This is a genomic window from Pseudonocardia sp. ICBG1293, assembly GCF_020131355.1.
In the GTDB taxonomy this organism is placed as follows: Bacteria; Actinomycetota; Actinomycetes; order Mycobacteriales; family Pseudonocardiaceae; genus Pseudonocardia.
The window spans coordinates 24,866-50,136 of record NZ_JAHLEL010000040.1 but is presented as its reverse complement, the minus strand read 5'-3'; the positions used below and the strand labels follow the sequence as shown (position 1 = coordinate 50,136).

Annotated in this window: 28 protein-coding genes; 11 read left to right on the top strand and 17 right to left on the bottom strand. The window is 72.6% G+C overall.

Annotated elements, in window-relative coordinates:
• Window positions 1-70: 70 nt before the first annotated feature.
• The 3 genes from KPF47_RS18485 to KPF47_RS18475 form a co-directional block, all read right to left on the bottom strand.
• Complete coding sequence (locus KPF47_RS18485; RefSeq protein ID WP_224390008.1) at window positions 71-1,705, bottom strand: AMP-binding protein; 1,635 nt, start codon at window positions 1,703-1,705, stop codon at window positions 71-73.
• A gap of 205 nt (window positions 1,706-1,910) precedes the next feature.
• Window positions 1,911-2,450: a 2,4'-dihydroxyacetophenone dioxygenase family protein gene (locus tag KPF47_RS18480; RefSeq protein WP_224390007.1), complete on the bottom strand. Its 540-nt coding sequence runs from the start codon at window positions 2,448-2,450 to the stop codon at window positions 1,911-1,913.
• 231 nt (window positions 2,451-2,681) lie between these two features.
• Window positions 2,682-3,815 (bottom strand): triacylglycerol lipase, encoded by a 1,134-nt coding sequence (locus KPF47_RS18475; protein WP_224390006.1) that lies wholly within the window; start codon window positions 3,813-3,815, stop codon window positions 2,682-2,684.
• Between the two features lie 103 nt (window positions 3,816-3,918).
• On the opposite strand from KPF47_RS18475, the gene KPF47_RS18470 reads away from it, so the two are divergent.
• Both KPF47_RS18470 and KPF47_RS18465 read left to right on the top strand, forming a co-directional pair.
• Entirely contained in the window at window positions 3,919-4,557 is a 639-nt protein-coding gene (locus KPF47_RS18470; protein ID WP_224390005.1) for a QsdR family transcriptional regulator, read from the top strand.
• A 234-nt stretch (window positions 4,558-4,791) separates the two neighbouring features.
• Window positions 4,792-5,979 (top strand): MFS transporter, encoded by a 1,188-nt coding sequence (locus KPF47_RS18465; protein ID WP_308015424.1) that lies wholly within the window; start codon window positions 4,792-4,794, stop codon window positions 5,977-5,979.
• 37 nt (window positions 5,980-6,016) lie between these two features.
• On the opposite strand, the gene KPF47_RS18460 is transcribed toward KPF47_RS18465, so the two are convergent.
• Together KPF47_RS18460 and KPF47_RS18455 are read right to left on the bottom strand one after the other, a co-directional pair.
• On the bottom strand, window positions 6,017-7,438 hold the full coding sequence (locus KPF47_RS18460; protein WP_224390004.1) for a glycosyltransferase: 1,422 nt from the start codon (window positions 7,436-7,438) through the stop codon (window positions 6,017-6,019).
• Window positions 7,439-7,578: 140 nt separating this feature from the next.
• Window positions 7,579-8,136 (bottom strand): class II aldolase/adducin family protein, encoded by a 558-nt coding sequence (locus KPF47_RS18455; protein ID WP_224390003.1) that lies wholly within the window; start codon window positions 8,134-8,136, stop codon window positions 7,579-7,581.
• Window positions 8,137-8,381: 245 nt separating this feature from the next.
• Here KPF47_RS18455 and KPF47_RS18450 point away from each other — a divergent pair, with 245 nt between their 5' ends.
• From KPF47_RS18450 to folP, 6 genes are read left to right on the top strand one after another with little or no spacing between them, the layout of a single operon-like run.
• Window positions 8,382-9,329 carry a hypothetical protein gene (locus KPF47_RS18450; RefSeq protein ID WP_224390002.1) on the top strand — a complete coding sequence of 316 codons (948 nt, stop codon included), beginning with the start codon at window positions 8,382-8,384 and terminating at the stop codon, window positions 9,327-9,329.
• Window positions 9,326-9,751, top strand: a complete 426-nt coding sequence (locus tag KPF47_RS18445; protein ID WP_224390001.1) for a hypothetical protein — start codon at window positions 9,326-9,328, stop codon at window positions 9,749-9,751. The genes KPF47_RS18450 and KPF47_RS18445 overlap by 4 nt, the downstream gene beginning before the upstream one ends.
• Window positions 9,751-10,692, top strand: a complete 942-nt coding sequence (gene purU, locus KPF47_RS18440; RefSeq protein WP_224390000.1) for a formyltetrahydrofolate deformylase — start codon at window positions 9,751-9,753, stop codon at window positions 10,690-10,692. The genes KPF47_RS18445 and purU overlap by 1 nt, the downstream gene beginning before the upstream one ends.
• Window positions 10,689-11,534 (top strand): bifunctional 5,10-methylenetetrahydrofolate dehydrogenase/5,10-methenyltetrahydrofolate cyclohydrolase, encoded by an 846-nt coding sequence (locus tag KPF47_RS18435; protein ID WP_224389999.1) that lies wholly within the window; start codon window positions 10,689-10,691, stop codon window positions 11,532-11,534. The genes purU and KPF47_RS18435 overlap by 4 nt, the downstream gene beginning before the upstream one ends.
• Window positions 11,531-12,352 (top strand): methylenetetrahydrofolate reductase, encoded by an 822-nt coding sequence (locus KPF47_RS18430; protein ID WP_224389998.1) that lies wholly within the window; start codon window positions 11,531-11,533, stop codon window positions 12,350-12,352. The genes KPF47_RS18435 and KPF47_RS18430 overlap by 4 nt, the downstream gene beginning before the upstream one ends.
• Window positions 12,349-13,194, top strand: a complete 846-nt coding sequence (folP, locus tag KPF47_RS18425; RefSeq protein WP_224389997.1) for a dihydropteroate synthase — start codon at window positions 12,349-12,351, stop codon at window positions 13,192-13,194. The genes KPF47_RS18430 and folP overlap by 4 nt, the downstream gene beginning before the upstream one ends.
• Here the strand turns inward: folP and KPF47_RS18420 are convergent.
• The 6 genes from KPF47_RS18420 to KPF47_RS18395 form a co-directional block, all read right to left on the bottom strand.
• Entirely contained in the window at window positions 13,137-13,643 is a 507-nt protein-coding gene (locus tag KPF47_RS18420; RefSeq protein WP_224389996.1) for a flavin reductase family protein, read from the bottom strand. The two genes, folP and KPF47_RS18420, sit on opposite strands and share 58 nt — an antisense overlap.
• A complete protein-coding gene (locus KPF47_RS18415; protein ID WP_224389995.1) occupies window positions 13,640-14,275 on the bottom strand; it encodes a nuclear transport factor 2 family protein in 636 nt (211 codons plus the stop codon). Before KPF47_RS18415 ends, KPF47_RS18420 begins: the two co-directional genes overlap by 4 nt.
• Before the next feature lie 20 nt (window positions 14,276-14,295).
• Complete coding sequence (locus tag KPF47_RS18410; RefSeq protein WP_224389994.1) at window positions 14,296-15,213, bottom strand: fumarylacetoacetate hydrolase family protein; 918 nt, start codon at window positions 15,211-15,213, stop codon at window positions 14,296-14,298.
• A 15-nt stretch (window positions 15,214-15,228) separates the two neighbouring features.
• Window positions 15,229-16,467 carry an FAD-dependent monooxygenase gene (locus tag KPF47_RS18405; protein WP_224389993.1) on the bottom strand — a complete coding sequence of 413 codons (1,239 nt, stop codon included), beginning with the start codon at window positions 16,465-16,467 and terminating at the stop codon, window positions 15,229-15,231.
• The gene (locus tag KPF47_RS18400; protein ID WP_224389992.1) at window positions 16,464-16,778 is read right to left on the bottom strand and encodes a cupin domain-containing protein; all 315 of its coding nucleotides are present in this window, start codon (window positions 16,776-16,778) and stop codon (window positions 16,464-16,466) included. Before KPF47_RS18400 ends, KPF47_RS18405 begins: the two co-directional genes overlap by 4 nt.
• 157 nt (window positions 16,779-16,935) lie before the next feature.
• Window positions 16,936-18,168, bottom strand: coding sequence for an IS110 family transposase (locus KPF47_RS18395; protein ID WP_224389991.1), 1,233 nt, complete (start codon window positions 18,166-18,168; stop codon window positions 16,936-16,938).
• Window positions 18,169-18,388: 220 nt separating this feature from the next.
• Between KPF47_RS18395 and KPF47_RS18390 the strand changes: the two genes are divergently transcribed.
• Window positions 18,389-18,877, top strand: coding sequence for a molybdopterin cofactor-binding domain-containing protein (locus KPF47_RS18390; RefSeq protein WP_224390185.1), 489 nt, complete (start codon window positions 18,389-18,391; stop codon window positions 18,875-18,877).
• Window positions 18,878-18,887: 10 nt separating this feature from the next.
• On the opposite strand, the gene KPF47_RS18385 is transcribed toward KPF47_RS18390, so the two are convergent.
• The 5 genes from KPF47_RS18385 to KPF47_RS18365 all read right to left on the bottom strand — a co-directional run bounded on the left by KPF47_RS18385 (window position 18,888) and on the right by KPF47_RS18365 (window position 21,479).
• A complete protein-coding gene (locus KPF47_RS18385; RefSeq protein WP_224389990.1) occupies window positions 18,888-19,151 on the bottom strand; it encodes a hypothetical protein in 264 nt (87 codons plus the stop codon).
• A gap of 43 nt (window positions 19,152-19,194) precedes the next feature.
• On the bottom strand, window positions 19,195-20,028 hold the full coding sequence (locus KPF47_RS18380) for an IS3 family transposase (RefSeq protein WP_308015423.1): 834 nt from the start codon (window positions 20,026-20,028) through the stop codon (window positions 19,195-19,197).
• A 47-nt stretch (window positions 20,029-20,075) separates the two neighbouring features.
• Complete coding sequence (locus KPF47_RS18375; protein WP_308015433.1) at window positions 20,076-20,300, bottom strand: transposase; 225 nt, start codon at window positions 20,298-20,300, stop codon at window positions 20,076-20,078.
• Window positions 20,218-21,051, bottom strand: coding sequence for a hypothetical protein (locus tag KPF47_RS18370; protein ID WP_224389989.1), 834 nt, complete (start codon window positions 21,049-21,051; stop codon window positions 20,218-20,220). Before KPF47_RS18370 ends, KPF47_RS18375 begins: the two co-directional genes overlap by 83 nt.
• Window positions 21,052-21,191: 140 nt before the next feature.
• A complete protein-coding gene (locus tag KPF47_RS18365; RefSeq protein WP_224389988.1) occupies window positions 21,192-21,479 on the bottom strand; it encodes a YrhK family protein in 288 nt (95 codons plus the stop codon).
• A 55-nt stretch (window positions 21,480-21,534) separates the two neighbouring features.
• On the opposite strand from KPF47_RS18365, the gene KPF47_RS18360 reads away from it, so the two are divergent.
• The gene (locus tag KPF47_RS18360) at window positions 21,535-22,806 is read left to right on the top strand and encodes an APC family permease (RefSeq protein ID WP_224389987.1); all 1,272 of its coding nucleotides are present in this window, start codon (window positions 21,535-21,537) and stop codon (window positions 22,804-22,806) included.
• A gap of 130 nt (window positions 22,807-22,936) precedes the next feature.
• Here the strand turns inward: KPF47_RS18360 and KPF47_RS18355 are convergent, their stop codons facing one another.
• A complete protein-coding gene (locus tag KPF47_RS18355; protein ID WP_224389986.1) occupies window positions 22,937-23,392 on the bottom strand; it encodes a MarR family winged helix-turn-helix transcriptional regulator in 456 nt (151 codons plus the stop codon).
• A gap of 76 nt (window positions 23,393-23,468) precedes the next feature.
• Here KPF47_RS18355 and KPF47_RS18350 point away from each other — a divergent pair, with 76 nt between their 5' ends.
• Window positions 23,469-25,271, top strand: a complete 1,803-nt coding sequence (locus tag KPF47_RS18350) for an ABC transporter ATP-binding protein (RefSeq protein ID WP_305080447.1) — start codon at window positions 23,469-23,471, stop codon at window positions 25,269-25,271.

Below are 25,271 nucleotides of genomic sequence, written 5' to 3'. Positions count from 1 at the left end.
TCGTGCGGCGACACCGCAGGATCGTCCGGGACGTCCACCACCCGCCACCGCCCGCGCGGAGCGCCACCGGTCACCCGTCGCGGAGTCCCAGCAGCCCGACCGACTTCTCGCGCATCTCGACCTTGCGGACCTTGCCGGTGACCGTCATCGGGAACTCGTCGACGACCAGGACGTAGCGGGGGATCTTGTAGTGGGCGAGTCTGCCAGTGGCGAACTCGCGCAGTGTGTCGGCGGTCATCGCCGCGGCGCCGGGCCGCAGGATCACCCAGGCGCAGAGTTCCTCGCCGTAGCGCTCGTCGGGGACGCCGATGACCTGGGCGTCGACGACGTCGGGGTGGGTGTAGAGGAACTCCTCGATCTCGCGGGGGTAGACGTTCTCCCCGCCGCGGATGACCATGTCCTTGATCCGGCCGGTGATGTTGAGGTAGCCCTCGTCGTCCATCACGGCGAGGTCACCGGTGTGCATCCAGCGGGCGCGGTCGATGACCTCGGCGGTCTTCTCGGGCTGTTCCCAGTAGCCCAGCATCACCGAGTAGCCGCGGGTGCACAGCTCACCGGGCTCACCGCGGGGCAGGGTCCGGCCGGTCTCGGGGTCGACGACCTTGACCTCCAGGTGCGGGTGGACCCGTCCGACCGTGGACACCCGGCGCTCGACGGAGTCCTCGGCGCGGGTCTGGGTCGAGACCGGGCTGGTCTCGGTCATGCCGTAGGCGATGGTCACCTCGGTCATGCCCATCCGGTCCACGACCTGCTTCATCACCTCGACCGGGCACGGTGAGCCGGCCATGATCCCGGTCCGCAGGCTGGACAGGTCATAGGAGTCGAAGTCGGGGTCGTTGAGCTCGGCGATGAACATCGTCGGTACCCCGTAGAGGGAGGTGCAGCGTTCCTGCTGCACCGCGTGCAGGGTCGCCTTCGGGTCGAAGCCCTGGGCCGGGATGACCATCGTCGCGCCGCTGGTGGAGCAGGCCAGGTTGCCCATGACCATGCCGAAGCAGTGGTAGAAGGGCACCGGGATCGCGACCCGGTCGGCCTCGGTGTAGCCGCAGGTCGCGCCGACGTAGTAGCCGTTGTTGAGGATGTTGTGGTGCGACAGCGTCGCGCCCTTGGGGAACCCGGTCGTCCCGGAGGTGTACTGGATGTTGATCGGGTCGTCGGCGGTCAGCGACGCCTGGACCCGGGCCAGCTCGTCGCGGCGGGAGGCGTCCCCCGCGGCCAGTGCGTCCCACTCGGGGGAACCGGTGATCACCACGCGCTGCAGGTCGGGACAGTCCGCCCGGACCTCGGCGATCATCTTCTCGTAGTCGGAGGTCTTGAACGACGACGCCGACACCAGCGTGGAGATCCCGGCCTGGTTGAGCACGAACGCCAGCTCGTGGGTCCGGTAGGACGGGTTGATGTTGACCAGGACGACGCCGATCTTGGCCGTCGCGAACTGGGTCAGGGTCCACTCCGCGGTGTTCGGCGACCAGATCCCGACCCGGTCCCCGACGGTGAGACCGGCGGCGAGCAGCCCGGTGGCCAGGTCGTCGACGGCGCGCTGCAGCTCGCGGTAGGTCCAGCGGCGCCCGGTCTGCACCTCGACCAGTGCGTCGTTGTCGGGGACCCGGGCCACGGTGCGGTCCAGGTCGTCACCGATGGTGTCGCCGAGCAACGGGGTGTCCGAGGTCCCGGACGCGTACGACGGGACGGCGGGCGCGGTCATGCTGATCGGGTCCTCTCGGGGGTCGGCAGCACCCGGTGTCCGGCGCGGCGACGAGTGTCGATCGGCTCGCAGGCCACCGATCCGGTCCGTGCGGCGGTGGGCCGGGGGCGGCGGTGGGCCGGGGCACACCGTCGATCTCGTCGGCGAGCGCGCCCGCCCCCGGCGGGCCGCACCGTGACCGGAGCGACCGCCGGCGGGCCGTCGGTCAGGGTCGGGACCGGTCGTGCAGCCCGAGCGAGGGGTCGGTGGCGTAGTCGACGACCTGCGTGCGGGCGACGGCGTCGTTGTCGCGGGCCATGTAGTAGTGCAGGCGCGCGTCGGCGACGACACCGAGCTGCCCGTCGGGCAGGTAGCCGGCGATGGGGCCGTCCACGAAGGCGAGCATCGTGGTGCCGTCCGGGGCGATCGGCTCGTGGACCGCGCCGGCGACCTCGCAGGTGTAGGTGCCGGTCCGCCCGGGGTCGTCCTCGTGGTAGTGGAATCCGCCGTCGAGGATGTAGGCCTGCACGTTGCCCATGTGCCAGTGCGGGGTGGCCTGTACCCCGGGGTCGACCTGCAGGATCACGGTGAAGCTCCCGCTCACCAGGTTCGCGTAGAGCAGCTTGAAGCGCGTCCCGGGCATGAGCCAGTCGGTCCACGGGATGTCGGCGGGGTCGACGAACTCCTTGCGGGTGCCCTTGGGGGTCGCGCCCGGGTTCGTCATCCAGAACGCCGGGCCGGTGGGGGCGGGGACCGTGGTGGTCACAGTGGGGTTCCTCCGTCGTCGGTGGTGACACCCACGGTCGCCCACCCCGGCGGGGACGTCCACGACACAAGGCGACCGCGACGAGAACCGAACGGTTAACACCGCAGGTCACGCCGACGACCGACGGGCACCGCGGCCGTCGGGGTCGCTCCGGGCCCGCGACCCGGCCGGGGCCCCGGCACGCGGGTACGGCGGCGCCGCGGCGCCGCCGTACCCCGGAGGGTGCTGCGGTCAGTCCTGCCGCTCCCCGGCCAGGGTGTACGGGCGCAGCTCCGGCTCCGTCTCGACCCTCGGGGCCAGCGCGAGCTGGTTCGCGATCAGCCCGAGGGTGGCGGCGTAGTCGGTCGGGAACGTCAGCGGATCGACCCCGGGCATGAACAGCCGGGTGCAGGCGCCCCGGTCGACGCGGGCGGGGTCGGCCGGGCCGTCGTGGTCGAGTGCGTCCATGGCGATCGCGTAGGCCACGGGCGAGTAGGTGCCGACCGCGATGTGCTCCGAGGCCACCTCGGTGGGGCAGACGTCCTGCAGCGCCACGTTGGTGATCTCCCCGTCACCACCGTGCAGCGAGGTGGTGCCGCTGTCGTCGAGGTTGGGCTGCACGAACTCGTCGGTCCGGGTGTAGACCTGGGTGTAGGAGATCCCGGCGAAGGTCTCCTGGTAGGAGTTCATGGCCTGCGTGTAGTGCGAGTTCAGCGTCTGCTGCCACAGCGCCTCGGCGCATCCGGTCGCGGGTGTGCAGAGTGCCGCGTTGATGGCGATGCTGCCGTGGTTCGTGGCACCGAGGGCGATGTAGTCGTCCACCATCGCGCGCAGGTCCGGCCAGAACCGGAGGGCGAAACGCGGCTCGGTGCCGCCCTGGCTGTGCCCGAGGACGTCGACCTTGCGGCCGCTGAGGGCGTGCACGTGGCGGATCGCGTGGACGACGTACTCCGCCGCGACCTGGGTGTCGGTCATGGCGTTGTTCGGCAGCGTCACCGAGCAGTAGGGCCGGCCGAGGTCGTCGAGCGCGGAGAACCAGTTGAAGCCGAAGTTCACCTCCGGCGTCTGGGTCGTGCCGGGTACGAACAGGGCGACGTCACGGTCGGCGTCGGCGGCGTTCGCGGTGCAGCGGACCGCGGCGTCGAGCTGGTCGGACGGCACGCTCAACGCCGGCCCCGGACGGTCGACCGGCGCGAAGGTCTCGTCGGGCAGCGTCGGCGGGGGGAGCGGCAGGTCGGAGGGGGCGACGACCGGGAACGGCGAGGGTGTCACCGGTGGAAGGGGAGAGGGCGGTGCGGCCACGGCCTGGCCGGCCACGATCACCGATGCCAGGACGACGGCGCTCGCCAGGGCCAGCCGGGCGGTTCGTCGACTGAGGCGCGACATGGGCTTCCTCCGTTACACTCGCGTCGTTGCGATGCTCGATGTATCACTCGACTACATCTGTAACAGCGAACGAGGCCCGGTCGACGAAGGTGACGGTGCAGCGGTGAGCGGTAGATCCACAGCGACCGACGGCGACCTGTCCGGTGGCACCACGCTCCGCCGGCAGCTCGACCACGGCGGGAGCATCCGGCCGCGTGCGACGGCGCTCGACGCGCTGCACCTCGCCCATCGCTGGTTCCAGGCCGGTCGTCGGATCGACATCCGGGCGATCGCGGCGGAGCTGGGGGTGAGCCGGGTGACGCTGCACCGGTGGGTCGGTACCCGTGAGCAGCTCCTGGTCGAGGTGCTCTGGCTCAATGCGGACCGCTCGATCGACCGGACGGCCGACGGTGTCCGGGCGGACTCACCCGCCCGGAGCTGGACCGCGGAGATCCTGAGCCGGTGGGCGGCCGACGTCGTCCGGCACCCGGGGATCCGTCACCTGCAGGAGACCGAGGCCGAGCTGCTGGCCCGGCTGCTCACCCAGGACGCCAGCGAGTTCCAGCGGCGGGTGACCGAGAAGGTGGCGGGCTTCCTCGCCGAGGACATCGCCGTCGGGCGGGTCACCATCGAGCTCGAACCGCAGGAGCTCGCCTATGCCACGGTGCGCATCGTCGAGTCGTTCGTGCACACCCCGGCGATCACCGGTGGCGCTCCCGATCCCGAGCAGAACGCCCGGGTGCTGCGCGCCCTCCTCCGCTGAGCGTGACGCCGACGGGCGTGCCGGGTCCGCCGGCCCACGCCCGTCACAGCTCGCCGCGGGCCCGGTGGCTGTCCCGGGCACGAGCAGCAGGGACGTGTCCCGGTGTCGTTGTCGATGCCCGGATCGCGGTGGACCGGGCGTCACAGTCCGGGTGATCCACCGGCCCGGTGCGCCTAGTCTCGGAGCGTGCTCCGTGATGTCCCGTCGTCCCTCGTCCCGGCGACCTGAGGCCCGGTGTTCCGGTCCCGTCCGCGCCCGCCGGCCTTCGCAGCCGCGTCGGTGTCCTTCCTCGTGGTGTGTGCCGCAGCCGGCGTGCCTGCTCCGCTGTACGTCGTCTACCAGAGGTCCTACGGCATCTCGACGATCGCGCTCACCGGTGCCTTCGCCGTCTACATCGTGCCGCTGCTGATCGCGCTGCTGTGCTGCGGCAGCCTGTCCGACCACGTGGGCAGGCGCCGGGTGGCCGTACCCGCTCTGCTCATCGGGGCGGCGGCGTGCCTGGTCCTGGCCACCGTGGACTCGTCGGCGCCACTGATCGCCGGGCGGGCGGTGCAGGGAGCGTCGGTGGGGCTGGCCCTGGGCGCGCTCGGCGCCTACGTCGTCGACCTGGCGCCGCCGGCGCGTGCCGGCCTGGCCGGGGCGATCACCAGCGGCGCCCCGCCGGGCGGGATCGCGGTCGGTGCGCTCGCCTCCGCAGCCGCGGTGCAGGTCGCACCGGTCGGGGCACCCTTCTGGTCCTTCGTGGTCGCGGCGGCCGTACTGGCCACGGCCGCCGCGACGGTCGCGCTGCTGCCGGAGACGGCGGCCCGCCGACCCGGCGCGCTGCGGTCCCTGCGGCCGGAGGTCCGGGTGCCCCGGGCCGCACGCGGGGTGTTCCCGATGGTGTGTCTCGTCGTCGCGGCGACCTACGTCCTGGGCGGGTTCACCCAGGCGCTGGCCCCGTCGCTGGCGGCGTTCGTGCTGGGGCGTGACGACCTGTTCAGCGGCGGCCTGGCCGTGGCCGTCTACCACCTCGCGGGGCCGGTGGCGGGTCTCGCCGTCGCCGGGCTGCCCGCGGTACGCGCGCTGACCGGCGGGGCCGCCGTGCTGGCGGCGGGGGCCGGCGGGTTCGTCGGGGCGATCGCCCTCGGCAGCTTCGCCGCCTACCTCGCCGCCGCGGTCGTGGCCGGGGCGGGGTTCGGTGTCGCGTTCGCCGGTGCGATGCGGGTCCTGCTCGCCCGGAGCCCCCAGGGCGCGCACGCGGGCACCCTCGCGGCGGTCTACCTGTACTGCCACCTCGCCGCCGCGGTCGCGAGCCTGCTCGCCGGGACCGCGGTGGACGTGTGGGGTCTGGCGCCGGTGGCGTCGGTCCTGTGCGGCGTGGTCGTGGTGATGTCGTTCGTGGGCGCCGTCGAGTCGGGGCTCCGGCTGCGCGCGGGGTGAGCCGGGGGTGGCCCGCCGGGAGGGGCGGGCCGCGTCGTCAGGACCGGTGCGCCGTCGCCTCGGGAAGCTCCTGCAGGACGGCGTCCGCGGCCGCACCGAGCCCGCCCGCGGAGCGCTGGGCCCGGCCGATCTCCCACGCCCGCTCGGCGAACCCGGGTTCGTGCAGCAACCGCAGGAGCCTGCCCCGGGTGTCCTTGACGTCGACGAGGTCGGGCCGCTCGACCGCCAGACCGATCCCCGTGTCGACGGCGCGCACCGCGTGGTCGAACTGGTCGACGTTGGTGGGACGGACCAGTACCGGGACCCCGAAGTAGAGGCTCTCGTGGACGCTGTTGCTGCCGCCATGGGTGAAGAACACGCGCACGTGCGGGTGCTCGAGCACCCCGAGCTGGGAGTGGACCCAGGGCACCACCTTCAGGTTCGGCGGGAGGTCGGCCGGCAGGAACCGCTGCTGGTCGCGGTGCAGCACCCACAGCACCCCGTGCCCGTCCCCGAGCCGACGGGCGAGAGCGACGACCGACCGGACCTGGTCCGGTGTCATCCGGGTGATCGAGCCGAAGGCGGTGTAGACGACGGCCGGGTGCGCGTCGAGCCACCGGGTGACGTCGGCGTCGCGCTCGTCGCGGCGGTCCGGAGGGACGAGCGCCCCCACCATCCGTACCCGCTCCGGGGCCGCCAACGGGTAGTCGACCCCGGGCACGGAGAAGCAGAGCACACTGCGGGCGTTCGCGTTGTGGACCGCGGCGCGCAGGGTGCGCGGGTCGATCCCGAGCTCGCCCATCCGCCGGTGCAGCCGTACGGCGCTGCGCAGCACCGTACGGTCGAGGAACACGGTGCCGGTACCGACCGTGAACCAGATCCGCTCCAGCTCCTGCCGCCACGTGCGCCGCAGCGGCAGCCCGGACGACGGCGGGGGGAACCCGCGCGGGAGGTCGTGCTCGATCAGGCTGCTGAGCAGGCACGGTGCGGTGATGACGTAGGGGATGCCGCGGGTGAGCGCGACCTGCAGCGCGTGCGTGGCGAACCGGTTGATCACCATCAGCGAGGGCCGGACGCGCTCGACGACCTCGTCGAGGGCCTGGTAGCGCTGCACGAGGTGGTCGACGTCGAACAGCTGCCGGGACCGCGCCCGCAACCCGCGGACCCGGGACCGCTGGTGGATCCGGGCGTAGGTCGCGTCGTCGATCATGGTCAGTGCCAGCGCCGGGTTCACCGGCCCCAGGGAGACGAACTCCACCGTGCTGCGGTCGGCGAGCTCGCCGACCGGGCCGCGCAGGTTCTCGTCGGCGGCGAACACGAGGTTCGGCACGCCCCGCCGGGCCAGCTCGCCGGCCAGCGCGAGACTGGTCGCGGCCTCCCCGGTGGAATGGGTGCAGCAGAACAGGATCGGCCGCGCGCCGGTCCGGTCGGTCTGCTGCCCCGCGCCGTCGGGCCGGTGCGTGCCGGTGGTCTGCTCCATGGCGCCAGTGCACCACCGCGCGAGCCGGGAAACCCCCGGAGCTGGTCGCCCGGCCGCAGGCGCGAATCGTGCGGACCTGCAGCCGGGCCCGTTCCGGTGGGTCGTCGCTCTGCGGTGGACGTCGGTCGCGGATCCGAGGATCACCCGGGGCCGGTGGAGCCGGCTCGGACGAGGTAGTCGTACCCCGCGTCGAGCTGCTGGGGTGTCCACAGGCCTCTGCGCTTGTCCTGCACCTCGCTGTCGGACGACCAGCGGGCAGGCCCTCCGGCGGCGGCCGCCTGCAGCTGGATCCGGCAGGCGCGGTCGAGCAGGGCCGCGTGCATCACCGCCGTCGGCAGGTCCGTCCCGACCGTCACCATTCCGTGCCCGGGGATCAGGCAGCCGTTGGCGTCGCCGATGGTCTCGGCCAGGGCGTCGCCCAGCTCGGAGGTGGCGATGAGATCGCCGGTGCGGGTGAAGCGCACGACGTCCGGGTCGAGGAAGGGGATCGCGTCGTGGGACAGCGGACGCAGCGGCTCGTCGAGCGCGGCGAACGCCGTCGCGGCGTCCGCGTGGGTGTGCACGGTCGCGGTGACGTCCTGGCGGGCGCGCAGGAGCGCGGCGTGGATGTGGAACTCGATGTGCCGTCGGCCGCTGCCCTCGAGGACCGTGCCGTCATCGGCGATCAGGATGACCTTCTCCGGGGTGATCTCCTCCATGCCCCCAGCCGGCGGACTTGGTCCACAGGCCGCGGCCGCCGGGGTCCCGCAGCGCCGCGTGACCCCAGATCAGATCGGCCTGCCCTGCGGCGTGCAGTGCGCGGTGTGCGGCGACGACTGCGTCGACCGGTTTCTGCGACATGAGGTCGAACGTATGCGTACTGTCAGTCCTCGTCAATCACCGGCTTGACCAGACTCTCGAGCTCAACTACCGTCCGAGATAATAGTACGTATACGGAGCAATCTTGGACGAGGAGACCAAGATGCGTGAAAGCCTCGAGGCGAAGCTGGCGCGGGTGGGCGACCCGCTGCGGATGCTGCGCCGCGCACCCGCCAACCGGTTCCGCTTCGACTACCCGGACCAGATCACCAATTGGCAGGACGAGCAGGCGGCCTGGCGCACGACGGCGGTGCTGTTCGACCAGAGCCACCACATGACCGACGTCTACTTCACCGGTCCGGACGTCGGCCGGCTGCTGGCCGAGTCCGGTACCAACAGCTTCGCGACCTGGGCTCCGAACAAGGCCAAGCACCTCGTCACCTGCACCGAGGAGGGGCGGATGATCGGTACCGCGGTGCTGTTCGGGCTCGGTGAGAACGAGGTCAGCGTGGTCGGGCCCACCGCCACCGCGAACTGGCTCACCTACCGGGCCGAGACCCAGGGCTACGACGTGGCGGTCGTGCGGGACGAGCGGACCGCGGACCAGCCTCCCGGCGGGCACCGCAGGCTGTTCCGTTTCGAGATCGAGGGCCCGGCCGCGCGCGCGATCCTCGAGAAGGCTCACGGCGGCCCGCTGGGGCCGGTCCGGTTCTTCGGAATGACCTCCTTCACCCTCGGGGGACGGCCGGTGCGCGCCCTGTCGCACACGATGGCCGGCGTTCCCGGCGCCGAGTCGATGGGCATGGAGATCTGGGGCCCGTGGGAGGACCACCAACCCTGCTGGGACGCGCTCGTGTCCGCCGGTGAGGAGTTCGGGCTGGTACTCGGCGGTGCGCTCGCCTACTACACCGGCGGCATCGAGTCCGGCTACGCGGCCCAGCCCACCCCGGCGATTTACACCGCACCCGAGCTCAAGGGCTACCGCGAGTGGCTGCCCGGCAACGGGTACGAGGGCAAATTGTCAGCTACGCCGCGCCGACCGTCGAGGACTATTACACGACCCCGTACGACTTCGGCTACGGCCACCTGGTGAAGTTCGATCACGACTTTGTCGGCCGGGACGCGTTGCAGCGCATCGCCGACGGCCCGCACCGACGGAAGGTCTGGCTGCGCTGGAACCCCGAGGACGTGGCCCGGATCCACGCCTCCAGCCTGTTCGACGGGGAGAAGCGGGCCAAGTACCTCGACACCCCGCTGGGTCGCTACTCCCGGATCCAGATGGACAGCGTGCTCGTCGACGACCGGCCGGTCGGGGTGTCCACGCTCTGCGGGTACACCGTGAACATCGGCTCCTGGATGTCGGTCGGGTTCCTCGACGAGGCCGTGATCACCGACGGCGCCGAGGTCACGATCGTCTGGGGCGAGGAGGACGGCGGAACGCCGAAACGCAACGTCGAACGGCACGTCCAGACCACGCTCCGAGCGCGCGTGAGCACCACGCCGCTGGGGCACTGATGGCCGGCGTGACGGCCCGGCGCAGCCGGGCGAGCGCCGCCGCGCTGACCGCGGGAGGCCCGGCCGCTGCTGGGCTCGACGACACCGCCGGGGTGGGGAGGCTGCTGGTGCAGGGTCCCGACCGGCCCGGGATCGTGTCCGCGGTGTCGGCGGTACTGACTCGGCACGGGGCGAACATCGTCTCGTTGCGCCAGCACTCCACCGACACCGTCGGCGGACAGTTCGCGCAGCGCACCGTCTTCGCGCTGCCCGATCTCGACGCGGCGCGGCATGCGCTGGCGGCCGACCTGGACCGCGAGATCGCCGACGGGCTGGGACTGCGCTGGTCGCTGCACGACACCGCGCAGCGGAAGCGGGTCGCGATCTTCGCCTCGCGCGCCGACCACTGCCTGCTGGACCTGCTGTGGCGATGGCGCCGCCGCGAGCTCGCGATGGATGTCACCACCGTCGTGGCGAACCACCCGGACCTGGCCGCCGACGTCGAGCCGTTCGGTATCCCGTTCGTCCACGTGCCGGTCACCGGCGACAAGACCGAGGCCGAGGCCGAGCACCTGCGGCTGCTGGCCGGCCGGGTCGACCTGGTCGTTCTCGCCCGCTACATGCAGATCGTCTCGGACGACTTCCTGCAACGGCTGGGCGTTCCGATGATCAACATCCACCACTCGTTCCTCCCCGCGTTCATCGGAGCGGGGCCGTATGCGAAAGCCAAGGATCGCGGCGTGAAGCTGATCGGAGCCACCGCCCACTACGTGACCAAGGACCTGGACGAGGGGCCCATCATCGAGCAGGACGTGGTCCGCGTTTCGCACGCCGACACCGTGCAGGACCTCGTACAGAAGGGCGCCGACGTGGAGCGCGCCGTGCTGTCGCGAGCGGTGCGCTGGCACTGCGAGGACCGGATCGTCACCGACGGCAACCAGACGGTGGTGTTCGGCCGATGACCGCCAGTGTGATCGACGGCCGGGCGGTGGCCCGCGGGGTCCGTGCGGAGACCGCCCGCCGCGCCGCGGCGCTCACCGCCGCCCCCGTACTGGCCACGGTGCTGGTCGGCGACGACCCGGCCAGCGGGGTGTACGTAGCGAGCAAGCGCAAGGCCGCGGTCGCGGCCGGGATCGGCGACGTCCACCGGCACCTGCCCGGTACGACAGCCGAGTCCGAGGTCGCGGCGGTGCTCGACGAGCTCGCCGCGGACGACGGGATCACCGGGATCCTGTTGCAACTCCCGTTGCCCGGGCATCTCGAGGCGGCCAGGCTGGTCGAGCGGATCCCCCCGGAGAAGGACGTCGACGGGCTCACCATCCACAATCAGGGTCTCCTCGCTCGCGGCGAGCCCGGGCTGCGGCCGTGCACACCGGCCGGGGTGATCGCGCTGCTCGATGCCGGCGGGATCGGGCTCGCCGGCAGCCACGCCGTGGTCGTCGGCCGGTCCACACTGGTCGGACGGCCGAGGGCGCAGCTCCTGCTGGGGCGCGACGCCACGGTCACGGTTGCCCATTCCCGCACCCGTGACCTCCCCGCGGTCACCCGCGCCGCCGACGTCCTGGTGGCTGCGGTGGGTGTTCCCGGAATCATCACCCGCGCCCACGTCGCACCGGGTGCGGCGGTCATCGACGTGGGGATCCACCGCACCGCGACCGGCCTGGTCGGCGACGTCGACCAGGCCGACGTGGCTCCGGTCGCGGGTGCCCTCACACCCGTTCCCGGCGGGGTCGGGCCCATGACCATCGCGATGCTGCTCGCCAACACGGTCACGGCGGCAGAGTCCCGGGTGAGCGGACGATGACAGCACTGCGCACGGCCCTGGAGACGATCGGCTACGAGGTCATGCCGTTCCGCGGGACCCGGGAGGCGGTGCTCGAACACGTCCCGCGGACGATCGCCCTCACCGTCACCGCCTCGCCGCAGAAGGGCATCGCGGCCGGCGTCGACCTGGCGATCCGGCTCGCCGCCGACGGCTACACGGTCGCCCCGCACCTGTCCGCGAAGCTGATCTCCGGCCGGGCTCACCTCGACGAGCTGCTGGGCCGGATCTCCGGGGCCGGGATCGATCGGCTCTTCGTGATCGGCGGTGACGGCGAGCCGGCCGGCGACTACGCCGACGCGCTCACCCTGCTGCATGCGATCCGGGACAGTGGGCACACCTTCACCGACGTCGGGGTCGCCGGCTATCCCGAGGGACACACCGCCATCCCGGACGAGAGCCTGCTGGCGGCGCTCAAGGCGAAGGCGGCGCTGGCCGACCACGTCACCACCCAGGTCTGCTTCGACCCGGCCACGGTGTCGGAGTGGTCGCGGTCGGTCGCGGCCCAAGGGGTCGGCATCCCGGTGCAGGTCGGCGTCCCGGGCGCTGTTGCCCGGCAGAAGCTGCTGCGCATCTCGGCGAGCATCGGCGTCGGCGACTCCGCCCGGTTCCTGCGCAAACAGAGTGCACTGCTCCGGCGGTTCTTCACCCCCGGCGGTTTCGACCCGACGCGGCTGGTCCGCGGGTTCCGGGCCGACCTGGCCGAGGGGGTGAACCCGATCGCCGGGTTCCACGTGTTCACCTTCAACGACGTCGCGGGCACCGAACGGTGGCGGCGCCGGATGCTCGAACGGTCATGACCGCACGGGTGCTGGGCGTTCTCAACGTCACTCCGGACTCGTTCTCCGACGGCGGCCTCCACGACACCGTGGAGGCCGCCGTCGCGCACGGGACGGCACTGGCCGCGGCCGGCGCGGACATCGTCGACGTCGGTGGGGAGTCCACCCGCCCCGGGGCGGACCGGGTGCCCGAGACCGAGGAGCTCCGCCGGACCCTGCCCGTGGTGCGCGCCCTGGCCGACCGGGGGATCGCGGTCGGCATCGACACCATGCGTGCCCCGGTCGCGGAGGCGGCGCTCGCCGCGGGCGCAGTGCTGGTGAACGACGTCAGCGGCGGGCTCGCCGACCCCCGGATGGCGGCACTCGTCGCCGCGACGGACGCGGGGTGGGTGCTGACGCACTGGCGCGGGCCGAGCGCCACGATGGACGATCGTGCCGTCTACGACGACGTGGTCGCGGAGGTCCGTGCGGAGCTGCTCGACCGAGTGGACGTCGCGGTCGCCGCGGGGGTGCGCCCGGACCGGATCGTCCTCGACCCCGGCTTCGGCTTCGCCAAACGGGCTCATCATGACGTCGCACTGCTCGCCGGGCTGCACACGCTCGTCGCCACCGGGTTCCCGGTGCTGGCCGGCACCTCCCGCAAGCGCTTCGTCGGCTCGCTGACCGGCCGGTCCGTGGCCGTCGACCGGGATGCGGGAACGCTCGCCACCGTGGTGCTCGCCGTGCAGCAGGGTGTCTGGGGTGTGCGGGTGCACGCCGTCGCCCCGGCCAGGGACGCGATCCGGGTGGTGGCCGCGGTGTGCGCTCAGGACGCTGTGGCAGGTGGCTGTGGCAGGTGCGTCCCGAAGGTCCGGGCGTGGTAGGTCAGCGGATCGAGGTCCGATGACGCGACGGTGAGCACGTCACCCAGAACGACGAGGTGGTCGCCGCCGTCGTGGATGCGCGCCACCCGGCACCCGACCCAGGCCGCCGAGCCGGCGAGCCGGGCCGCCCCACCCTGCTCGGACCAGGTCACATCGTCGAACCCGTCCGCGCCCTTCCGGGCGAACCGCAGGGCCAGACCGGCCTGGCCGACCCCGAGCACGTTCACCCCGAAGGTGCCGGTCCGGCGGACGAGGGCCAGCAGGTCCGACCCCGCGTCGAGGGACACCAGAACCATCGGCGGGCTCATCGACAGCGAGGTGAAGGCGCTCACCGTCGTCCCGTGCGGGCGGCCGTCGGCCACCGAGGTGATCACCGAGACCGGTGTGCACACGCCGGCCATCGCCGTCCGGAAGGCGCTCTGCAGGGCGACCGTCTCGTCTCCGGTCATCGGAGGCCCCCGTCCCGGAGCCACCTGCCGTGCCCGGCCAGCAACACGTCCACCAGATCGGGCCGATCGACGCCGGGCAGCTCGGGGGAGACCGGGTAGCCGGCCGCGGTCATGACGCGTTGCAGGAAGCCGTAGCTGGTCCTGGGGCGCTCGGGCACCGGCAGCCGCGGGACTGCGACGCCGGGCTCGACCGGCGTCATCCCGTCCCGGAGGTAGACCATGTCCATCGAGACGATCCGCCAGCGGCCGTCGCTCTCCTCGACCCGCCAGCAGAGCCTTCCGCGGCTCACCAGGTCGACCTCGACGCCCGCGGCCGGTATCCGGATGTGCACCGCACAGGACGCGTCGGCCAGCGCCCGCCGCCCGTTCACGACGACGGCGACTGCACCGATCTCGTGGAAGGACGTAATGCCTCCGCGATCGGCGCGGGCACGGGCGCTCGCGACGAACTGTGTGCCGGACCCCTCGAACCAGGAGACGCGCACGCACGAGTCCGCCGCGAAGGCAGCCGCCATGACCGCCCAGTGCCCGAGGTCCTTGGCCGTGCGCTCGGCGAGCAGCACGGCGCGGACCGCTTCGGCCTGCGCGGCGAGCGGACCCTGGTCGGGGACCAGGTCGTCGAGAAGGGCCAACCCGGTGACGCTGAGCGGGGTCACCGCGCGCCGCGTTCGGCGACGGGGGTGAGCTCGCGCGGCGGGACCGGTCCGCGCCGGGCTCCCCGGGTGGGACAGGCGACGGCACCGGAGTCGGTGACATCGACCCACAGCGGGTCCAGCCCGGTGATCCCGAGGTCGATACGGTCGCCGTCGAACACCTCGCCGACCCCCTCCGGTGTGCCGGTGGTGACCACGTCACCGGGATGCAGCGTCATCACCGACGACACGTACGCGATGAGCCGGGGCAGGCTCCAGATCAGGTCGGACAGGTCGGCGCGCTGACGCAGCACGCCGTTGACCGACAACCGCAGCTCCAGCTCGTCGACCGGGGGGACCTCGTCGGGCGTGACGACGGTCGGTCCGAGCGGGGTGAAGGTGTCGAAGGACTTGCGCACCGAGCGGTCCTCACCACCGCGCATCGTCATGTCCATCAGGCCGGTGTAGCCGAACACGGCGTCGAGCGCCTCCTGCTCGGACACGTTCCGGGTGGTCCGCCCGATCACGGCGGCGAACTCGCCCTCCTGGTCGAAGCGCCGGTCGGTGTAGGGCAGCCGGACGGTGCCGCCGGTCGGCAGGACCGAGCTCGGCGCCTTGAGGAAGACGCCGAGTGCGTCGATATGTGCGGACTCGTTCATCTCGCTCTGGTGGGCGCGGTAGTTGACCGGCGCGGCGACGATCTTGGTCGGGTCGGGTACGACGGGCAGCGCGGTGGTGGTGGCCGCATCGACCTCCGGCGCGCGGGCGAGCAGCGTGGCGACGTCTCCGGCCGGGACGCCGCCGATCAACCGGCGGATCGGGCTCCCGGCACCGGCAGGCAGCAGGTCGGTCAGGTCCCGGATCGTCGCGGACGATCCGCTCTCGACCGCACCGACCCGCCGCGATCCCGCGGCGTCGAGGAAGGACAGGTAGCGCATGGGGACTCCGGATGCTCAGCGGGTGACGGCGGGCTGGGGCCCGGCCACGGTCAGTGCGGGCGCCGCGGAACCGGCGGTGACGGGGGCGTAGAGCCAGTCGAGCTCGCGGTAGTCATCGGGTGCCCGCCTCCCGAGCACACGCTCGCGCAACGCCAGCACGAGCGGGTCGTCGGTGTGCCAGAGCTCGCCCCAGGGGCGGGCGGAGGTCTGGCAGCGGGCGGTGCGGGGGAGCCGGGCCGCCTCGAACTCGCGGTAGGCCAGGTCGAGGTCGACGCCGTCCGGGCTGGAGTGCAGAGCGAACCGGTAGCCCAGCTCGACGGCGTCCTCCAGCGCCTGGCACGCGCCCTGCCCGAGGTACTGCAGCATCGGGTGGGCGGCGTCGCCGGTCAGCACCAGCGGGCCGTTGATCCAGGTGGGGGCGGGTGCCCGGTCGGACATGGCCCAGTGCCGCGCCCGGCCGATGCGTGACACCGCCTCCCGCACCGGGGCGCACGCCGTGGCGAACGCGTCGTCGAGCTCCTCGGGCCCGCCCCACTCACCGGGCCCGGTCCGGCCCTGCGCGAAGCGTCGGCTGCGGAACACCGCGACCTGGTTGTAGAGCTCGCCGCGGCGTACCGGGTACTGCATGAGGTGGATGCCGGGACCGATCCAGAGCACCACGTCGTTCGAGCTCGCCGACTGGCCGGCCAGCCTGCGGGGCACGGTGCCGCGGTAGGCGGCGTAGCCGCTGCAGATCGGGTCGTCGTCATGGATGCACCGGCGCAACGTCGAGTGCAGTCCGTCGGCGCCGATCAGCGCCGCCGCCTCGTAGGAGGACCCGTCGGCGCAGGTGACGCTCGCGCCGTCCGGACGCAACTGCACCCCGGTGACGCTGCGACGGGTCTCCAGGGTGATCGAGGAGTGGCGCCTGCAGTGCTGGACCAGCGTCTCCAGCAGGTCGTGGCGGTGCAGGACGAGATAGGGGTAGCCGTATCGCTCGTGGAAGGCCGGCCCCAGGTCGAGCGTGGTGATGAGGTGCCCGGTGAGCGCGTCCCGCAGCTCGGCGCGCTCAGGCCGCACGGCCAGCGGCAGGATGTCGTCGAGCACACCGAGCGCGTCCAGAGCGCGGCTGGCGTTCGGCCCGAACTGCAGGCCGGCGCCGATCTCGGCGAACTCCTCCGCCCGTTCGAGCAGCCGGACGCGCCTGCCGTTGCGGGCCAGCGAGAGTGCGGTGGCGAGGCCGCCGATGCCGCCGCCGACGACGATGGCGCTCACTGCTGTACCCCGGCGAGCGCACCGGTCGGAAAAGGGGCGTCGAGGGTCTCGGTGCGCATGAGGCCGAGGCTCTCCAGGATGGGCGCGTCGCTGGTGCTGAACACGTCCATCTCACCGGCGGCACGGATCGCCCACGGTGTCCACGACGGGACGGCGAGGATGTCGCCGGGCTCCGCGACGAACACCTGGTCGCCGATCGCGATCTCCCCGTTGCCGTGCAGCACGCACAGCACCCGACCACCGGTCTGGCGGGAGGTCTCCGTCGAGGCCCCGGCGAGGACCCGGGTGATCTCGCACCGCATCGTCGGCATGACATCACCACCGCGGACCGGGTCGCCGTACCTCAGGGCCGCGGAACCGGTGCCCGCCGTGCCCACCAGAGCCGACAGTGCCCGGTCGGTGTCGGCCCAGCGGTAGGCCAGCAGCGGCGAACGATGTGCGGGGAGGGGGGGTGTCTCTATGGGTTCGTCAAGCGGCGGCGAGTTCTGGATCGGGGTTGTTGACCGTGGGCGGGTTGTAGGGGCGGCGGTCGCGGAGCATGGCGTAGATGACGTCGGTGCGGCGTCGGGCGAGGCAGATCAGGGCGGCGTTGTGTCGTTTGCCGGCGGCTCGTTTGCGGTCGTAGTAGGCGCGGCTGGCGGGGTCGGCCAGGGCGGCGAATGCGGACAGGAACAGCGCGGATTTCAGGGCGTGGTTGCCGCGCTGGGATCGGGTTTCGCCTTTGATCGAGGTGCCGGAGCGGCGGGTGACTGGGGCGAGGCCGGCGTAAGCGGCGAGGTGCCCGGCGGTGGGGAACCCGGAGCCGTCGCCGACGATGGTGAGGATCTTGATGGCGGTCCTGACCCCGAGTCCGGGCATCGAGGTCAGGACCGGTCCAAGAGGGTGGGCCTCCAGGCGGGCTTCGAGCTCGTCGGCGAGCTGGTCGCGTTCGGTGTGGACCTGGCGCAGCTGCCCGGCGACGCCGGTGATGACACGGGCGAACGCGGCCGTGCCGGGAACGGTCAGGCTCTGGGCGTCGAGCGAGGTCAGGATCTGGGCGGGAAGGGTGCGGGCCAGTCGAGGCGACCGGGCCCGCATCGTCTCGGCGATCCCGTCAGCGCCGAGCTCTCGCAGGGCTTGCGGGGTGGGCGCGGCCGCGAGCAGGTCGAGCACGCCACCGCGGTCCAGGCGTGGCCCGAGCAGGCGTTCCAGGGCGGGATGAACATGCAGCAGGGCGTCGCGCAGCCGGTTCGTCAGCCGGGTGCTCTGCCCAGCCAGGTCATCGTCGTAACCGGCGAGCACAGTGAGTTCGGCGAGGGTCTCGTCGTCGGTGCCGACCCGGCGCAGGGTGTGCGGCATCGTCCGGGCGGCCTCGGCGATCACGTGGGCGTCGCGGGCGTCGGTCTTGGCCTGCCCGGGATGCAGGTCGGCGATGCGGCGCATCGCCAGCCCGGGCAGGTAGGCCACCGTGATCCCCAGATCACGAGCGACGGCGATGGCCAGCGCTCCGATCGAGGCGGGCTGGTCGATGACCATCAGCACCGCGCCGTGCTCGGCCAGCCCGGACAGCACGGTGCGCAGCGCCGATTCGTCGTTGGGCAGGGCCTTGTCGTGCACCCGCTTCCCGTTGGTGTCGACCGCGCAGGCGTGGTGTTCGGACTTGCCCACGTCCGGGCCGCAGAACACCGCGAACCCGGTCGGGTGCTGGTCAGGATCGGGCAACCGCCGCTCCCTTCTCGTCGCGGCAGGCCGACCACGAGCACCCGCGCCGGCAGCCACGTTACGAGCAGACCACACGGGTCAGGTCTCTATCAGCGGTCGTTGGCGCCCTCCGGCCACGGCGACAACACCCCCCAGATCATCGGGCGACAGGGGCAGTCAGTCATACCGCGGCCGGCGGCCTGCAAGCCCTCAGCGGGCTTGATCAAGAAGGTAACGGGGGCTGTCGGCCACGGGGGAGGAGCCCGGCACCGCGCGGGCGATCACCGCGAACTGCCACGGCGTGCGGGTCGCGGTGGACACCGCGACCGGCGAGGTCCGGGTGCTGCGCTCGGTGCAGGCCGTCGACGCCGGCACCGTCCTCAACCCCGAGCAGCTGCGCGGCCAGGTCGAGGGCGGCGCCGCGATGGGGCTGGGCAGCGCGCTGTACGAGGAGGTGTACGTCGGCGGCTCCGGCGAGATCCTCAACCCGGTGTTCCGGACCTACCGGGTGCCGCAGATGGCCGACGTCCCGGTGACCGAGGTGCGCTACGCCCGGACCCACGACGCGCTGGGCACCTACGGCGCGAAGTCGATGAGCGAGGCGCCCTACAACCCGGTGGCGCCCGCGGTCGCGAACGCGATCCGGCGGGCGCTGGGGGTACGGCCGTACCACCAGCCGTTCAGCCGCGACCGGGTGTGGCGGCTGGCGGCCGGCGGCACGCAGGCCTGACCGGACCCGCTCAGCCCCGGCGGCGGGCGAGCTCGAGCAGGGCGGTCGCGGTGCGCCTGCCGAGCTCGTTCGCGGCCAGCGGGCTGTCCCCGGTGATGACGTTGCGGTCGGTGGTGCAGCGCCCGGTCATGTCGTCGTTGACGACGCGGACGCCCTCGTCGGTCAGGGCCTTGCCGAGCAGCCACGGCATCTCACCCGGCAGGTAGCCGATGTCGACGTTGGCGCCGGCGTCGAGCGCGTCGGGGAACACGCACATCTCGTAGCCCTCGAACACCGAGTGAGCTTGGCCCCGTAGTCCGGACACCGACGGTGTGGGGTCAGTGGGTGTGGTTGGGCGGGGTGTGGGCTGCTTCGAAGTCGTTCGGGGAGAGCATCCCAATACTGGAATGGCGCCGTAACGGATTGTACCAGCATTCTATCCATTCGAAGATGGCGGTGGCAAGCTCTGCGCGGGTTTTCCAGGTTCTGGAATCGAGCAGTTCGAGTTGCATGGTACCCCAGAATGATTCGACCAGAGAGTTATCGTAGCAATCTCCGATCGAGCCCATCGATGGGACGATTCCAGCGGCGACCAGACGTCGACCGAATGCCCATGATGTGAATTGGGTGCCGTGGTTGGAATGTAGGATCGTGGCGTGGTATTGCGGGCGTCGGCGGAGTATGGCCATGCCGAGGGCGTCGATGACGAGTTCGGTGCGCATGTTGTCGGCGATGGACCATCCGACTGCTTTCCGGGAGAATACATCGATGACTGCCGCGCAGTAGACTTTCCCTTCTCGGGTGGGGTGTTCGGTGATGTCGGTGCACCAGATCTCATCCGGTCCGTCGACGGTGAAGTCGCGGTCGACCAGGTCGGTGTAGGGGTCGGCGTGCTGGTCCCGGACGGTGCAGCCGTGGTTGCGTCGCCGGTAGAGGCCCTGGATCCCGGCCTGGCGCATCAGCCGAGCGACGCGTTTGTGGTTCACCGTGATACCGAGTCCGAGGGTGAGCTCGGCGTGCACACGTGGCCATCCGTAGGTGCCCCGGGACTCTGCGTGGATTTTCTCGATGTGTTTGAGGAGCAGTTCGTTCTCCTGCGTCCGTAGCGATGTCGCCCCGGAGTGCCATTCGTAGTAGCCCTGGCGGCGGACGCCAAGGACCCGGCAGGTCACCGCGACGTCGAATCCATCGTCGGCGAGTTCACGGACCAGCGGGAAAACTACTTTGGGAGGATGCTCTCCCGGGCGAAGTACGCGGCAGCACGCTTGAGGATCTCGTTCTCGATCTCGAGCCGGCGGGCCTTCTTTCGGAGTTCGACGATCTCACTTTTCTCCGCGCTCGACAGACGTGTGGAGCGCGGGTCACCGTCGTCTGCGTCGGCCTGGGAGACCCAGTTCCGCAGACACGACTCCGACAACGACAGGTCCTTGGCGATTTCCGAGATCGGCTTGACCTTCGAACGGGCCAGGTCGATAGCGCGTTGCCGGAACTCCGGCGGGTGAGGAGCGGGCACGAACGACATCCTTCCCGGCGGACGGCGTCCGCCTCAGGACAGGTGTCCGGTACCAGGGGCCAAGCTCAGAGCGGCCGCGGCCGATCCGGGTCGAGAGGAACGCGGCGGGCCCGTGGCACAGCGACACCACGAGCCGGTCGGTGCGCATCGCCCACTCCAGGGTGTCCCGGACGTCGGTGGAGAACGGCAGGCCCGACAGTGCACCGTGCCCGCCCGGGACGAACACCGCGAGGTAGTCCGAGTCGTCACCCAGCTCGCGCTCGACGACCTCGGCCAGCGACTTCGGTGCGCGCCACTGGGCGAGGAGCCGGTCCCGGGTGCCGGCGACCGCCTCGTCCTCGCCCGGGTAGGCCCACCACTCGAACTTCGCCGGGTTGCCGGTGAGCGTCGCGATCTCGACGCCGAACCCGGCCCCGAGCACGTGGTGCAGCGGCAGCAGCGTCTCCACCGGGTGGTTGCCGGTGGAGAAGAAGGTGCCGTTGCCCATCCGCAGGTAGCGCTCGTCGGTGGCCAGCACGAGCACCTTCCAGCGTCCACCGGACCAGGCGTTCGGTTCCGTCGCGAGGCCGTCGAAGTCGGTGCGCGGCGCGGTGTAGGCATCGAGCGAGTACGGCGACGGGAAGTACGCCTCGTGCTCCGCCGGGTCCGCGGTCGGGACCTTGCTGAGGGTGCTGTCGGACATCGGGGTGCCTCCGGGTCGTTCGGGTGGTGCCCGCGCGGCGTACCCCCGGACGGGGGCGTCGAACCACGTCCCCGTCCGGACCGGCGTGCCGGGGTGCGCCACCCGATCGCCGTCGGTGGCTCCCGGCCCGCCGCCGCGGGTCAGAAGTCGTGAGCCGCCTCGGGCGGGGCACCGGTGATCCGCCGCAGGTGCACCCGGCGGGCCAGCCGGATCACCGGGCGGATCATCAGCTCGACCGAGCCGAGGAGGAACAGCCAGGTCCCCGCGGTCGTGGTGGCCTCGTGGAAGAACAGCACGCTGCCGATCACGAACCAGAGCGCGACCAGGATGTCGTTGACGATGCTGAGCACCTCGTACCGTTGGCGCACGACGAGCTCCTCGTGCCCGATGGTGAACGTCAGCGGTCCGTCGTGCGCGGTCGGTCCCATGGGTCGCCGGGTACCCCGCCGACCGGCCGGCGCCACCCCGGGGAAGGGTGAGCACGTGCACACGACCCCGCAGCGCCGGCTCGGTACCGGCGACGCCGTGGTCCTCGGCGTCGGCTCCATGCTCGGCGCCGGGGTGTTCGCGGTGTTCGGACCCGCCGCGGCCGTCGCCGGGACCGCCCTGCTCCCGGCCCTGCTGGTCGCCGGGGTGATCGCGACGGCGAACGCGATGTCCTCGGCGTGGCTCGCCGCCCGGTACCCGGAGTCCGGGGGTGCCTACGTGTACGGGCGCCGCAGGCTGGGGCAGACGTGGGGGTTCCTTGCCGGGTGGGCCTTCGTCACCGGCAAGACCGCCTCGTGCGCCGCGATGGCCCTGACGCTGGGCTCCTACGCGTGGCCGGAGCACGCCCGCGCGGTCGCGGCGGCGGCCGTCGTCGCGATGGTGGCGGTGAACCTGCGCGGCGTCACCCGTACCGCGCTCGCCACCCGGGTCCTGGTCGGGTGCACCCTCGCCGTGCTCGTGGCGGTGGTCGTCGCCGCGTCCACCCGGCCCGCCGTCGTCTCCCCCTTCGACGGCTGGGCCGACGCCGGTCCGCTCGCCGTACTGCAGGCGGCGGGCCTGCTGTTCTTCGCCTTCGCCGGGTACGCCCGCATCGCCACGCTCGGGGAGGAGGTGCGCGACCCCGCCCGCACCATCCCGCGGGCGATCCCGCTCGCGCTCGGCCTGGTGCTCGTGGTCTACGTCGTCGTCGCCGTCGCCGCGCTGCGGGCCGCCGGGCCGGACGCACTGGCGGGGTCCGCGGCGCCGCTGGCCACCGCGGCCGGGGACGGGACGGCGCTGCTCGTCCGGGTCGGGGGCGCGCTCGCCTCGGCCGGGGTGCTGCTCGCGCTGGTCGCCGGGGTCGGGCGCACCGTGCTGGCGATGGCCCGGGACCGGGAGCTGCCGGGCGCGCTCGCCGCGGTGCACCCGCGGTTCGCGGTGCCGCACCGGGCCGAGCTGGCCACCGGCGCCGTCGTGCTGCTGCTGGTGCTGACCGCGGCCCCGGTCACCGCGATCGGCCTGTCCGGGTTCGCGGTGCTGCTGTACTACGCGGTCGCGAACGCCGCGGCGCTGACCCTGCACCGCGACCGGCCGTGGCGTCGGGCGCTGTCGGGCTCCGGGTTGCTCGGCTGCGTGGTGCTCGCGACGCTGCTGCCGCCGGTGTCGGTGCTGGCCGGGGCCGTGGTCCTGGGGGCCGGGACGGCGGTGCGGGCGCTCGTGCGGGCTGCGCGGGTCCGCCGCGGCCGTACCTCCGGGGGCGACGACCGGACGGATCCCGTCGTGCGGTGAGCCGCGGACGCCCCGCCCGCGGTGGCCCCGGGCCCGCTCGGTCTGCCGCGGCCGTTCCCCCGCGCGGCCCGGCCCGCGCCCGGCAGGGCCGGCCCGGACGGGGGCTGTTCCGGTCGTGGGCGGACCGCGCTCAGCAGTGGCGGTCCCCGTCGGTGCCGTCGCGCAGCACGCCGAGGATCCGGGCCAGCTCGCCGCGGTCGGCGTCGGACAGCCGGGCGAACAGCGCCTCGGCGCCGTCGGCCCGTGCGGCCCGCACGTCGCGCGTCGTCGCCGCGCCCTTGTCCGTGACCCGCACCAGCACCGCCCGCCGGTCCGCCGGGTCGGTGGCCCGCTCGACCATCCCGAGCCCGGCCAGCGCGTCGACCACCTCGGTCGCCGAGCGCGGGGTGATCCGCAGGTGCCCGGCCAGCGTTCCCGGGCGCATCTCGCCGTGCCGGACCAGTGTGCCGAGCGCCCGGGCCTGCGACGGGGTCAGCCCCCAGCCCGCCAGCCGCTCGGCCGAGGCGTGGCGCAGCGCACGCGCCACCGACCAGAACGTGTCGACCAGGTCGCTGCGCGCGTCCCTGGGCGGTTCCCGGTCCGGCACGGGAACAGACTAGTGCACGACGCTGTTGCTGCCTCATAGTGAGGCAACCACAGTAAATCGACACCGAGGAGACCCCTTGGACACCCGACCCCCGACCCGGCCCGGCCGGCCGGACACCCGCAGCACCTCGCCGGAGGAGAAGGAGCAGGCCCGCGCGGTCTCGCTGCGCCGCATCGGCGCGCTGTTCGCACCGCACCGGGGCCCGCTCACGGTCGTCGTCGCGACGATCGTGGCCTCGTCGATCGTGGGGATGGCCTCGCCGTTCCTGCTGCGCGAGGTCATCGACGTGGCGCTGCCGCAGCGTGACGTCACGCTGCTCGCCTGGCTCGCCGGCGGCATGGTCGCGGTCGCCGCGCTCACCGCCGCGCTCGGCGGCGCCCAGACCTGGATCTCCACCCGGATCGGCCAAGAGGTCATGCACGGTCTGCGCACCGGCGTCTTCGCCCACCTGCAGCGCCAGAGCCTGGCCTTCTTCACCCGGACCCGCACCGGCGAGGTGCAGTCGCGCATCACCAACGACATCGGCGGCATGCAGTCCGTGGTCACCACCACCGCGACCTCGGTCGCGTCGAACCTGACCACGACCGTCGCCACCCTGGTCGCGATGACCGCGCTGTCCTGGCAGCTGACCCTGGTCTCGCTCGTCGTGCTGCCCCCGGCGATCCTGCTGACCCGCCGGGTCGCCCGCACCCGCCGCGCGATCACCGCCGCCCAGCAGCGCGAGCTGGCCGACCTGAACGTCACCGTCGAGGAGAGCCTGTCGGTCGACGGCGTCGCGCTGTCCAAGACCCTCGGCAGCGGACCGGAGCTGACCCGCCGCTTCACCGACTCCTCGTCGCGGCTGATCGGGCTGGAGCTGCGCAGCCAGCTCGCCGGGCGCTGGACGATGGCGGTCACCCAGGTCGTGTTCGCCGCCGTGCCCGCGGTCATCTACCTCGCCGCCGGGCTGCCGTTCGCCGCCGGGACGATGAGCATCGGCACGCTGGTCGCGTTCACCGCGTTGCAGGGCGGGCTGTTCCGGCCGGTCATGGGGCTGCTGAGCGTCGGCGTGCAGATCGTGGCGTCGCTGGCGCTGTTCGCCCGGATCTTCGAGTACCTGGACCTGACCGTGGACGTCGCCGAGCCGGAGCACCCGGTCGCGGTGGACCACGACCGGGTCCGCGGGCACGTCCGCCTCGACGGCGTCACCTTCGCCTACCCCGGCAGCGACGCCGCCGCCGTCGCCGGGATCGACCTCGACGTCCCCGCCGGGACCACCCTGGCCCTGGTCGGCGAGACCGGGTCCGGCAAGACCACGCTGGCCGGGCTGGTCGCGCGGCTGCACGACCCGACCGCGGGCCGGGTCACCATCGACGGGGTGGACCTGCGGGACACGGCCGCCGCGGACCTGACCCGCATCGTCGGCGTCGTCGGGCAGGACACCTACCTGCTCCACGCCACCGTGCGGGAGAACCTGCGCCACGCCCGCCCGGACGCCACCGACGCCGAGATCGAGGCCGCCGCGCGGGCGGCCCAGGTGCACGAGCTGATCGCCGGCCTGCCCGAGGGGTACGACACCGTCGTCGGCTCGCGCGGTCACCGGTTCTCCGGCGGGGAGAAGCAGCGCATCGCGATCGCCTGCACGCTGCTGCGCGACCCGAAGGTGCTGGTCCTCGACGAGGCCACCAGTGCACTCGACACCCGCACCGAGCGGGCCGTGCAGGCCGCGTTCGACGCGCTCACCCGTGACCGGACGACGATCACCATCGCGCACCGGCTGTCCACGGTGCGCGACGCCGACCGGATCGCCGTGGTCGACCACGGCCGGATCGTCGAGTCCGGCCGCCACGACGAGCTGCTCGCCGGCGCGGGCCGCTACGCCGCGCTGGCCACGGTGTGA